Origin of the sequence: Plantactinospora sp. CA-294935 (assembly GCF_050936445.1) — a bacterium.
GTDB lineage: Bacteria > Actinomycetota > Actinomycetes > Mycobacteriales > Micromonosporaceae > Plantactinospora.
In genome coordinates, this window is record NZ_JBNJMU010000001.1 from 1,744,334 (window position 1) to 1,755,563 (window position 11,230).

The window sequence follows — 11,230 nt, forward strand, 5'->3', positions numbered from 1 at the left end:
ACCGCTCCGGCTGGGCATGTACAGCGGGCGCGGATGGTGTTGCTGGCGGCAGAGGGGCTACCCAACGCGGAGATCAGCCGGCGGGTGGGGATGACCCGTCAGACCGTCATCGCCTGGCGTGCCTGGTACGTGGCGGGCGGAATTGATGCCCTGGCCGACCTGCCACGCCCGGGTCGTCTGGCGGTCATCGACGAGGCCGCCGTGGTGATCGCGACCCTGAATCCGCCACCGGCGGACCGGGGCATCACACACTGGTCGGCCAGAACTTTGGACGACCAGTTGACCAGGCAGGGCGCGCCCATCAGTCTCGCCGAGATCGCCCGGATCTGGCGGGACTGGGGACTGCAAACCCACCGGGTCGAGACCTTCAAGTTCTCCATCGACCCGCATTTGGAGGCCAAGATCCGTGACGTGGTCGGACTGTATCTCGACCCCCCTGTCCAGGATCAGATGTAGCGTCTGCCCTGGCCATCGTCCGCACAGGCTCTTGCGGAAGGCAAGGAACTCGAGCGAGCCCCTTCTCCATTTTCGGTCCAGCGCGTCGAAACCCTGCTCGTTGAACGCGTGGATCACATCGCGATCTGGCCCCTCCCCTTTTGCGCGATACATTGGGCTCGGAGGTCGTTCTCACCTTCCACCTATCGCCGAATGCAACCTACATGCTCAGCCAGCACCTTGTGAGCGCGCCCTGATAAGGGCGGCAAGGAATTGGTGCTGCAGATCGTCAATGTCGATCGTCAGCCGCTCACGGATTGAGGTCTCCTCCCGCTCATCCATCCATCCCGGACGGATTGAGACAACCCGCAACTCCGGGAAGTGCTGGGCGATCTGCTCCTCAGACTCGGCTACGATGTATGCCCATACACCCCCCGTGCCGTAGTCATAGACCACTAGAAATTCCTGTTTCATGACGCCGGAATCGGGTGCCACGGTAGGCCGAACACATCGATGGGAGTGTCGGTCCAATATTCAACGCCTCCGCCGCTGTTCGATCCCGGTGGCCATGCTCGAACCACCTTCGGCCCGCGAGGATTCCTAATTCGATCGATCGGGATTTTGAAATATCCCGTCGACCTTACCCGAGTCATAGCCAATGCTGACTGCGCTTCGGCCGTGGTGGAATAGCGATCCGGGGACAGATAGATTTCGCCTTCACCCTCACCCACAGGTCGGATCGTACCACTTAGTGTAATACCTGCACCGCCGGCATCATCCGTGTAGTGGTATAGAAACTCTGGGTCGTCGCCACAGTTGGAGTTGTGGGCCAGGACCGCCGTGTTGCCGGCGACCACATAATACGTGTGAATGTCGTCGACGGTCAGGTTGTAGACGGTGGCCGTCTCGGTCCAGCGCTTTATGGCGGTGATCTGAACCCAGGTACCGGCCGCGGTCTGGACGAGCTGGCCAATCTGCAACTCAGTCGCCGGCAGCCATGCCTTCAGCTCCGGGAGCCAGAACGGGTGCCCGGCCGTCGCCACCACTTCGCCAGTGGCCCCGCCAGCCGCACCGTCGAGATCAACGGAGATCTCGACCAGTTTTTTCACACCCTGACCGACAATCGTGGCCACAACTGTCTTGACCGCCGTCTCTCCGGTCTCCGGGTCGGTTGCGACGACCTGATCGCCAACCTTTACCTCATCGATCGGCTTTGAGGTCCCATCGGCCATACGAACCCGACTGCCGCCGGTGAAGCTGTTGCTCTCGCACGAGCCACCACTCTTGCCGCCTTTTCGGCCCCCGCTCTTGCCGCCTGCTCCTCGACCAGAGCCGGTGCCGAATTCCTCCGCGTTCGCAATAGCATGCAGCTTGATAATCTGCCATTCATAATCGCCGCAATCCATTGCGCCACAAGCAATCATAAGGACGCTCGTGGCATCCCAGGAACATTCGAAGTTGCAATAGTCGCCACCATACATTCGGTAGTACGTACCCTTGGCCTCCCGGTATGCCTCTTCGAGGCCCGGAGGCGCCCCTGGCGGAATTCGCAAGCCGTCGAACGGCACGGGCACCTTTGTTTCAGCCCGGTCCTGGCGCCAGGTGGCCTCGCGAAGCCGCCGCTTCTGCTCGTTGATCCGCTGCCGGCGCTTCCGATCCCGCTCCGCGGCGATCTTCGCACCGTTCCGGTAGTGCTTCTTGTACGGGCTGTTCGAGTACGACGCCGCCTCCAGCGAGCCGATCCGACCGGCGTACACGTCGTCGGGCAGCAAGCCTGTCGGGTCGGAACGGGTTACCGGGTCGTTGTTGGCATAGCTGTAGCCGTTCCACTGCTGCGGATCCATCAGGTCCTGCACGGGGTCGACGCTGATGAACCGGCCGATCGCCGGGTCGTACTCCCGGGCCCCGAGGTGGGTGAGACCCGTGGTGGAGTCCTGGGTGCCGCCAACGAAGCCCTTCTCCGTCGGCCAGCTCGTGCTCGGTGGCTGCACGCCGCGCGGACCGCCGAACGGCGTCGACCTGCGGTGAATGATGCTCCCGTCCTCGGCCACCACCGCCTGCCCGGTACCGTGCTGATCCGCGGCCAGGTACGACAGCCCGTCGACCTTGCGTACGATCGAACCACCGCCCGGCACCGGGTAGTACCGGGTACCGTCGACCGCCCTCGTCGCGTGGTCGAGCCGCAACTCCATCCCCGGCAGGTAGAGCGTTGTGGCGTCCGGCTCCTTGCGCAGTATCCGCCCACCGTCGACGTCGTAGAGGAAGCTGGTGGTCCGGCCGGCCTTGGTGACCGACTCGACCCGCCCCTCCGGGTTCCAGACGAGGTTCTGGTCTTCGCCGACGGCGGTACGCCGGGTCGTGTTGCCCGCGTCGTCGTACTCGTAGGTGTGCAGCCGATCTCCGGCCGAGGTCCGCTCGGTCACCTGGGTCAGCGTGTGTGGCTGCGGCTGGCCCGGTTCCGGGTACTCGTAGTCGCGCTCGACCAGAGACGAGCCGCCCGCCGGATGTTGGGTCTCGGTTGTCCGGTTGCCGACCACGTCGTAGGTGTAGGAGTGGTGGTACGGCGCGACTCCGCCGACCCCGCTGGTCGCCGGTCCCCCGGCGCACGGATCGGTCGCGGTGCTGGCCGTGGCCCACGCCCGGACGAGCTGGCGCAGGTAGTCGTAGTTGAAGCACTGGATGTCACGAACCCCGCTGGGCGTGTCCGCGATCGACGTGACGTTGCCGGCCGGATCGTAGCCGTAGCGGGCATCGATGTCGACGACCGGTGCGGTGCTCCGGTGCAGCCGGTGCCGGCTGAGCCGCTTCGAGCCCTGCTCGTACTCGTAGGTTGACCACACCAGCCCGGATCCGAGCGCGATCTGCGACTGGAGTACCTCGCCGGTCGACGTGTAGTCGACGGCGGTCAGGTACGGCACGACGCCGTCGGTGCCGATGAGTCTCCGCAGGCTGTCGTACTCGTTAACGACGACCTCGAACGGTAGGCCACCGCCGTCGGTCATGCCGATCGACTGGACAGTGCCGTCCCAGTTGTATTCCGTACCGAAGCCGTAGGACCCGGCCAGTTCCGCACCGGCCGCCGCAGGCACGTCGTACCAGGTCTGGTGCGGCCGGTAGAACTCGTCGTAGTCGGTGTAGTAGGTGGTGTACTCGGCACCGTCGGCGTGTCGGGTGGTGCTGGCGAGTTGCCCCAGCGTCGGGTCGTCGTATCGCCACTGGCTGAGTAGTTCACCGGTCTCGGCCGCACCGTGGTAGGTGGCGGTCTTGCGGCCGATCTCGTCAAAGGTGTGGCTGATCGTCTTGCCGGCGCCGTTAGTGCTGCTGACCAGCCGGTCGAGGTCGTCGTAACGGTAGGTCGAGGTGCCGGCGTCCGGGTCGACCGTCTCGATCTTCCGGCCCCGCTGGTCGTATGTGTGGCGCCAGATGTTGCCCGCCGGGTCCTTCATCGTCGCGAGGTGGCCGGCCGACGTGTAGGTGTACTCGGTCTTGTCGGCGTCGCCGGATGGACCGCTGCCCTTGTACTGGCGAATCTCGACGACCTTGCCGAGGGCGTTGGTGACCGTGGTGCGCGGCGTTCCGCCTTCCGGCGGGTCGACGGAGACCCAGTCACCTCCGTAGGTCGTCGTCGTGCGCCATTTCTCCACTCCGGCGACGGCGAAGATCTCGTGTCTGACCCGGTCCGCGCCGTCGTAGACGAAGAGGGTCTGCCCGTCCACGTCGCCGTTGTTGACTGGAAGTATCTCGGCGCGTGGGGCACCGACCGCCGGGTATGGGTCGTAGGTCTTGTCGACCTGCCCGGTAGACGTGTAGAAGGTGTCGGCAACCAGGCGGAGCGTGCCCGGTCCCACGGTCTGGGACTGCCTGGCCGGCAGGAACCCGTCGTACAACTGGTAGCTGACCCGGTAGGTGGCGTCGACGCGCCGCTCCTCCGACTTGACCGCGACCGCCTTGTCGGTCTCGATCAGATAGGTGTACTTGAAGTTGGGCGCCAGTCCCGGCACCGTGCTGGTGTTTGGAAGCCACACCTTCGCCAGCCGGCCGAGCGGGTCGTACTCCGAAAGCGTTTGGTAGTCGTTCGGATCCTGCACGCTGATCTGGGTGCCCCAGGCCGGGTGGTAGTCGGTGACGGTCTCATGCTCCAGCGGATTGACCTGGACAACTTTCGTCGTCAGGCCGTGCGTCTCGGTATAGGTGGTGCGGGTTACCTCACCGAGCGCGTTGGTCGCGATCAGTGGCCGACCGTAGCTGTCGAACGTCCCTTCGGCGACCCGCACGTAGGTTGGAGTGGTGCCGTCGTGGCTGGCGAGCCGTTCGGACCGGGTGGGATTGCCCGTCGTCGGCGGGATCCCGTAGGCCTTGCCGTCGTACCAGGTCCGGATGTCGTTGAGGACCTGCGTCCGGCGGTCCGGTGTGGCCGAGCACAGCACCGACACCGTCTCGGTCCGAGCGATGAGGGAATAGAGGTGGACCGCTGGGTTGTCCACGTAGGTCGACCGGGTGCAGTCCTCGTCACCGTCTTTGCTGACGTCGCCCTCGTTCTCGCTCTGGACGATCCGGCCGTAGGTCGTTTCGAAGACCGAGGAACTCCTGGTCTCCCGCCACTGGCCGGAGCCCAGTGCGGTCAGGCTACGGGTGGCGGTGGTGTTGACGAAGTACGCCCGCTTGGTCATCCCACTGTGCGACTCGGTCGCGGTGTTGTGTCGCCACGGCGTGCTGAGCGACTTCGTGACCTCGGTCGAGCCGTCGAACGACTTGCTCTCGTACTCGAAGCCGGAGTACTCGTCGTGGTCGGCGTGAGCGGTCCCGGTCGAGTCGGTGACGGTGACCGAGCGGGTTCCGCCGGCCGGGTTCTTGTCGCCGTGCATGCCGCGCAGGTAGTAGTACTCGTTCCTGGTGGTCATGGTCTGGCCGCTGCCGCTGGTCACCTCGACCCGGCCGTAACCGCGCCACTCGCTCCAGGTCAGGTCCTCGGCCTTGGTGATCCCGTCTGGCTCGCTGTGCCGCCAAGCCGCGTCGCCGTGGTACCTGTAGCGGGTGACCATGTCCGGGGCGCCACCGGTCCGGTCGGTGCCGATCACCTCAGCGACAACGTACTTGTGGAACCAGTCGGTGATGTCGTTCTCGGTACCGGTCGGATCCCACTTCACCGGATAGCAGCGTCGGGTGCTGTTGCCCGGGGTCGGGAGGTTGCCCTCGTCGCAGTCCTCGTCCGCGTAGGTGATGTCGATCTGGCCACCGGTGTCGGTGTAGACGGTCGCCAGCCGGAACCGGACCAGTGGCGCGACCTGGTCCCCGGTCTTGTCGATCCGGTTCGGCTTCTGTAGGCCGGCGAATTCGATGTACGGCATGTCGATGCTGCCGTTGACCAGACCGGTGTGGGTCAGCTTGTAGAGCCAGAGGGTCCGGCTGCCGTCGCCGTTGTCGGTGAACAGGTGCTCAATCGACCGGCGTCCATCCGCTGGCTCCCCGGACCTCCGTCGTGACGGCGGTGAGCCGCTTCCGGGTCCAGAACGTCGGACTGACCTGGTCCAGCTTGCACTTGGTGTCCTTGACGCAGTTGCGGTCCCACGGCACGTCGTGCCAGCGTGCGGCGGTGGCATCGGTCAGGTCTTCTGGATCGCAGTCGGCGGGCGTGGAAAGGCACCGCTCCGCGGTGTCGAACCGGACCCGCGCCGGAGCGTTGGTGCTGTAGACGGCGCCGTCCCGCTGGCCGTAGTCGATTCGCTTGAGCCAGCCACCCCGGTGGTACTCGTCGCCGTTGACGTCGGTACGCCCGCCACGCGCGTAATAGTTGCTCTCCCGGCCGTAGAAGTACGAGACGACCTGCCCGTTGCGGTCCTTGACGTAGTCGAGGTTCCACCGCCATGCCTGGTCGCAGTACGACTCGGCGAAGGTGGGCTTCTTGCAGGGGTCGTCGACGCCGTTCACGGTGTCGTCCCCGTAGACCGGCACGGTCCAGGTGGTAGGTTTCTGCCGTGGTCACCGGGCTGGCGTGCCCCATGTCGTGCTGGATCATCTTCAGGTCCACCCCAGCCGCCGAGGCCAGTCCGGCAGCGGCGTGCCGCAGGTCGTGCAACCGCACCGGTGGCAACCCGAGTTGCTTGACCAGCTTCGCGAACCGGTGGGTCAGCCAGTCCGGGCTCACCGGGCGGCCATTCGCGTGCACGAAGACCCGTCCCTTCGGTGTCACCCCGCCGTTGCGGCGCCGCTGCTCGTGCCACAACTCCCACAGCAGTTTCACGGTCGCCTCGTCGAGAGCCAGGGTTCGCACCCCGGCTGCCGACTTGGGTGGGCCGATGTGCTCCCTTCCGCCGATGACGATGACCTGTTCCCTGATCGTCAGCTCCCCGGCGGCCAGGTCGATGTCCTCCCAGCGCAGGCCCGCCATCTCGCCTCGCCGTGGGCCACGCAAAGCCACCAGCCACCACAGAACGAACATCGGATCGTCGCGTACCGCCTCCAGGAACTGCGCCAGGTTGTTCAGGTCCCACACGGCCACTCGCGGACGCAGGCCGGTCTCACGCCAGACCGCCTCGTGCTCGTCATCCCAGACCACCGCATGCGGACGCGCCCCGTTCGGTAGCCGCAGGTTCCGGGCAGGGTTGTAACCGACGATGTCCTGCCGTCTCGCCTCCGACAACGCGCTGCGCAGGACGGCTCGGATCCGGCTTACGCTGCCCGGCGAGATCAGCCGGCCACCACGTACAACCTGGCGAGAGATCGCGTCCATCGCCCGCTGAACGGTCTTTGTGCGCAGCTTGCTCAACCGGAAGTAGCCCAGGTGCGGGATCAGGTACTTCTCCACGATGCTGCGGTAGTTGAGCACCGTTGTAGGCCGCAACCGGCCGTCAAGCTCAGACAACCAGAAGCGCAGCCACCGTCGCACCGTCCAGGTCCGCGCCACCGCCTCCGGCCCCGGTAACTGCGCCAGTTCCCAGCAGGCCCGCTCCGCCTCAGCCAGGGTGGCGAATCCGCCCCTGCGCGCCCGTTCACGGCCCCCGTCGGGCCCGGGTACCTGTAAAGAGAAGTACCAGCGGCCGTGGCTGAAGTCTGCCAGCCGAGCACAGCCGGCCCCGAACTGCTTACCGGTCACTTCGTCACGGCAGCCGCACCGTCGGTATACCCGACCCGGCCCCTCGGAGACGCGCATCACCGACACCACCCGAAGGCGTCGTCGCACCCATGGGGGAGGTGGCCCCAATCTCTTGGGCTGATCGGGCCTTCAATGGTCCGACCCCAGGAACGGACATTACACTCGTAGTCCTTGATCTCACCGTTTCGCTGCAAAATCTATCCCAACAGTTAGATATACATCTAACTAGGGATCAAAGGCTAGAGATTGAATTCTCTTCGCATGCGCCTTCTCGATCCGCTGCTCGCTGGTGGGATCGACCAGCTCAGCGGGGCTACACCGAGCCTTGTACGTGGGTCACAAGCGTGACTCACACGTGACTCACATTGCCCCAGGAAAGATAGCCGATTGGCTATCTTCCCTGTTCATGAAGGCGCGCCCGAAGGGATTCGAACCCCTAACCTTCTGATCCGTAGATCAGAAAATCTGTCCGGCCGAATCCAGTTCAGGCAGCCAGCGTCCCGCCGCGTCCCCGCAGGTCCATGCCCCTACGGCCCCACGTATCCGCGCACCTCGATCCGTTAGACGCCCTCGTTTCAGCCTTGAATCCGGCCGCATCCCGGTACGTCCGTGCCAGTTCCCCGACGTCCGAGCACCCACGGAGCACCACCTGGTCCCCGGAACACCCGTTCCTTGCCGACGTGTAGCCCGATCGGCCACGTTCGAGTGGCCAACGTGCCTATCCGCCCTGCTTATCGACCAGTGCGACTCACGCCGGCACCCCTCATCCGGGCGGGCGCCCTATGGCTGACGCGCCGCTGACCGCCATCCGTAGCCGCGGATCAATACTCGTCGCCGCCAACGGGGCCTACTAGTGCCGCGTCAGGCAACGTTTGCGACGTTCGTCGTTGACCCTGAGCCGGCGGTAGGGCGGCGTGGCACTGTGCATCGAAGTCGAGCGTTATGGGCGCCGTCCGGTTGCGAACCTGAACGCCCCGAGCGCCGAATCGGTCCCGCGCTCGGTCTGCGGTCTGGTTCGCATCACGACGGTGTTGAGTAGGTGCGATCGGGGCGCCGATGAGAAATGGCGCCGGCAGTGGTCTAAGTATGGACCGGTGAACGCGGGGCGCGCATCAAGGGAGAGCAACGAGATGAGACCACTTCGATACTCGATCAACGTCACGCTCGACGGCTGCTGCCACCACGAGGCAGGGCTCCCGCCGGACGAGGAGTCGATGCGCCACTGGACCGCTGAGATGGAACGAGCCGATGCCCTGCTGTTCGGCCGGGTGACCTACGAGATGATGGAGTTGGCGTGGCGGAAGCCGGCCACGGGCACGTGGCCTGACTGGATGAATGAGTGGCAGATCCCGTTCGCCGAGACCATCGACCGGGCGAAGAAGTACGTCGTGTCGAGCACGCTGAGCGGGGTCGATTGGAATGCCGAGCTGGTGCGAGGCGACTTGGGGCAAGCGGTTCAGCTGCTCAAGCAGGAGCCAGGCGAGGGCTTGTGGGTGGGCGGCGTGACGCTCCCCCTGGCGTTGGCAGATCTGGGACTGATCGACGAGTACGAGTTCCTTGTGCAGCCGGTCCTTGCCGGACACGGGCCGACGTTGCTCGCCGGTCTACGCGAGCGCATCCAGCTCGTGCTCGTGGACCGCCATGCGTTCCGGTCGGGGGCGATCGCCCTGCGATACCGACCCACGCGAGCTCCGGCTTGACGTGATTTGTCCTGGCACGTTGGCCGCTGCCTCGCGACGGAACGACGGCTCGGGGTCGCGTTGCTCCGCGCTGGCCGTGCCCCCGAACGCGCGGGCATATCGACAGGGGACATCGCCCCGAGGTGCCGGTAGCGGACAGGGCAGACGTTGCCTGACGTGGCACTAGTAGCCGGGGCCGACGTTGACGTCGGGGTCCTGGTTCGCGAGACGTTCCTGACGAGTGAGGTCTTCGAGCCGTTGCCGGAAGGTCGGGAAGTCGATGATGGTCCTGGTCGGGTCGGTCCGGAGTGAGAAATCTCGCCGTAACGCTGCGATCTTGATTCTGAGGTCGTCGTGGGCGGCGGAGTCATCGAGGCTGCTCTCGATCTCGCGCAGGCGGCTGTCAGCGACCGTGCGACTTGCCCCGTCGCGGTACAGCGGGTGAATGGTTGGGGTCTGGTCCGGTCGATCGCCTGTGATCAACCACTATGGACGTCCGGTCGGTGTCGATCTATACCTGGGGTGTGAGGTACGCCGATAGTGGTGGCCTGTCCGCTGCGGGACGGGCCAAGCGGGAACAGGTACGGATGCAGGCCGCGCGGTTGTTCGCCGTCGATGTGCCAGTGACGCAGGTCGCGGCCCGGTTGCGGGTGTCGACGAAGTCGGTCTACCAGTGGCGGCGTCGTTGGCGTGCGGGTGGGATGACCGCCCTGGCCTCGACCGGGCCGGGTGGAAACGTCTCCCGACTCTCGCCGGATCAGGTTCTGCGGCTACGCGCCGAGTTGGACCTCGACCCGGCCGCGCACGGCTGGACCGAGGACCAACGCTGGACCCTGGCCCGGGTCGCCACCCTGATCGGCCGGCTGTTCCACGTCTCCTACACCCTGCGCGGCGTGTCCTACCTGCTGCACCGCATGGGCTACACCCCGCAGGTACCCACACACCGGGCCGTCCAGCGGGATGAGGACGCGATCGCCGAATGGCGGGCCACCACCTGGGCCAAGGTACGAGGCTAGCGGCGGCGACCGGAGCGTGGATCGTCTTCGAGGACGAGGCCGGACAGACCCTGCGCCCGCCCAGGGCCCGTACCTGGGCCCGTCGTGGACACACTCCCATCGCGCGGGTGTCGGGCAAGGGCTCGGGCCGGGTCTCGATCGCCGGACTGATCGCCTACAAGCCCGGCCAGCGCGGCCACGTCTTCTACCGCCTGCGTGTTCACCGCAACCGTAGGGGCGAGCGCCGCAGCCTGTCCGAGGACGACTACGCCACCCTGATCACCGCCGCGCACCACCGGCTCCACGCCCCGATCATCCTGATCTGGGACGGAGTCAACACCCACACCAGCACGGCGATGCGCCAACTCACCGCCACCCGCCACCGGTGGCTGACCGTGGTCCAGCTACCCGCGTACGCACCCGACCCCAACCCCGTCGAGGGCCTGTGGTCAACGATAAAGGCCAGCCTGGGCAACCTCACCGTCGACGGCGTGGATCACCTCGCCGCGATCATCCGCAACCGGCTCAAGCGCGTTCAGTACCGACCCGACCTGATCCCCGGCTTCCTCACCCAGACCGGACTCAACCTCGAACCGGAACCGCTATGACCGAAACAGACCCCGGACTTTCAACCGCTTGTAGTCGTCGAGGAATCCACGGACGATGCGGCCCATACGCTTTTCGCGACGGCGTCGGGTTTCGCCGATCGCGGCGTCTTCGAGGAGGTGGGACTGTAAAAAGATCGGCTCTGGCTCACATTCGGTGGTAGCAGCGTGTAGCGTATCGCTCGCGGGAGCGACGATCGTGACCAAATTGGACGAAACGACATAAAGCTTCCTGCGGATCATGGTTGAGTCTTCTCCCTCGAAGCCGACCAGCCTTGAAGAGTCAGCGCCGGAGGCTCGCGAGCACGGCTCGGCGGCGCCGCTACCGACCGTTACCACCGAATGTGAGCCAGAGCCGTTCGTTTGACAGAGCCCTGCTCCACCACGGACAACCCAACCAGCGCCAATCCCGGCCCCCTGACC

General features: G+C 65.6%; 7 protein-coding genes, 1 tRNA gene and 2 pseudogenes. 4 read left to right on the forward strand and 6 right to left on the reverse strand.

Going from position 1 to position 11,230, the window contains the following annotated elements; all coding sequences use genetic code 11:
- The first annotated feature begins 33 nt into the window (after window positions 1–33).
- A complete protein-coding gene (locus ACQEVC_RS07875; protein WP_432874568.1) occupies window positions 34–456 on the forward strand; it encodes a helix-turn-helix domain-containing protein in 423 nt (140 codons plus the stop codon).
- Window positions 457–663: 207 nt separating this feature from the next.
- Here the strand turns inward: ACQEVC_RS07875 and ACQEVC_RS07880 are convergent, their stop codons facing one another.
- The 4 genes and pseudogenes from ACQEVC_RS07880 to ACQEVC_RS07895 form a co-directional block, all read right to left on the reverse strand.
- On the reverse strand, window positions 664–909 hold the full coding sequence (locus ACQEVC_RS07880; protein WP_432874570.1) for a hypothetical protein: 246 nt from the start codon (window positions 907–909) through the stop codon (window positions 664–666).
- Between the two features lie 335 nt (window positions 910–1,244).
- Window positions 1,245–6,399, reverse strand: a pseudogene (locus tag ACQEVC_RS07885) (polymorphic toxin-type HINT domain-containing protein); the annotation flags it as partial.
- 58 nt (window positions 6,400–6,457) lie between these two features.
- A pseudogene (locus tag ACQEVC_RS07890) lies at window positions 6,458–7,585 on the reverse strand (site-specific integrase); the annotation flags it as partial.
- Between the two features lie 356 nt (window positions 7,586–7,941).
- Window positions 7,942–8,021, reverse strand: a tRNA-OTHER gene (locus ACQEVC_RS07895).
- Between the two features lie 637 nt (window positions 8,022–8,658).
- Here ACQEVC_RS07895 and ACQEVC_RS07900 point away from each other — a divergent pair.
- Window positions 8,659–9,228, forward strand: coding sequence for a dihydrofolate reductase family protein (locus tag ACQEVC_RS07900; protein WP_432874572.1), 570 nt, complete (start codon window positions 8,659–8,661; stop codon window positions 9,226–9,228).
- A gap of 162 nt (window positions 9,229–9,390) precedes the next feature.
- Here ACQEVC_RS07900 and ACQEVC_RS07905 read toward each other — a convergent pair whose 3' ends face one another.
- A complete protein-coding gene (locus ACQEVC_RS07905; protein ID WP_432874574.1) occupies window positions 9,391–9,690 on the reverse strand; it encodes a hypothetical protein in 300 nt (99 codons plus the stop codon).
- Between the two features lie 41 nt (window positions 9,691–9,731).
- Between ACQEVC_RS07905 and ACQEVC_RS07910 the strand changes: the two genes are divergently transcribed.
- Both ACQEVC_RS07910 and ACQEVC_RS07915 read left to right on the forward strand, forming a co-directional pair.
- On the forward strand, window positions 9,732–10,223 hold the full coding sequence (locus ACQEVC_RS07910; RefSeq protein WP_432874577.1) for a winged helix-turn-helix domain-containing protein: 492 nt from the start codon (window positions 9,732–9,734) through the stop codon (window positions 10,221–10,223).
- On the forward strand, window positions 10,187–10,810 hold the full coding sequence (locus ACQEVC_RS07915; protein WP_432874580.1) for a transposase: 624 nt from the start codon (window positions 10,187–10,189) through the stop codon (window positions 10,808–10,810). Before ACQEVC_RS07910 ends, ACQEVC_RS07915 begins: the two co-directional genes overlap by 37 nt.
- On the opposite strand, the gene ACQEVC_RS07920 is transcribed toward ACQEVC_RS07915, so the two are convergent.
- On the reverse strand, window positions 10,805–11,050 hold the full coding sequence (locus tag ACQEVC_RS07920; RefSeq protein ID WP_432874583.1) for a hypothetical protein: 246 nt from the start codon (window positions 11,048–11,050) through the stop codon (window positions 10,805–10,807). The two genes, ACQEVC_RS07915 and ACQEVC_RS07920, sit on opposite strands and share 6 nt — an antisense overlap.
- Window positions 11,051–11,230 lie beyond the last annotated feature (180 nt).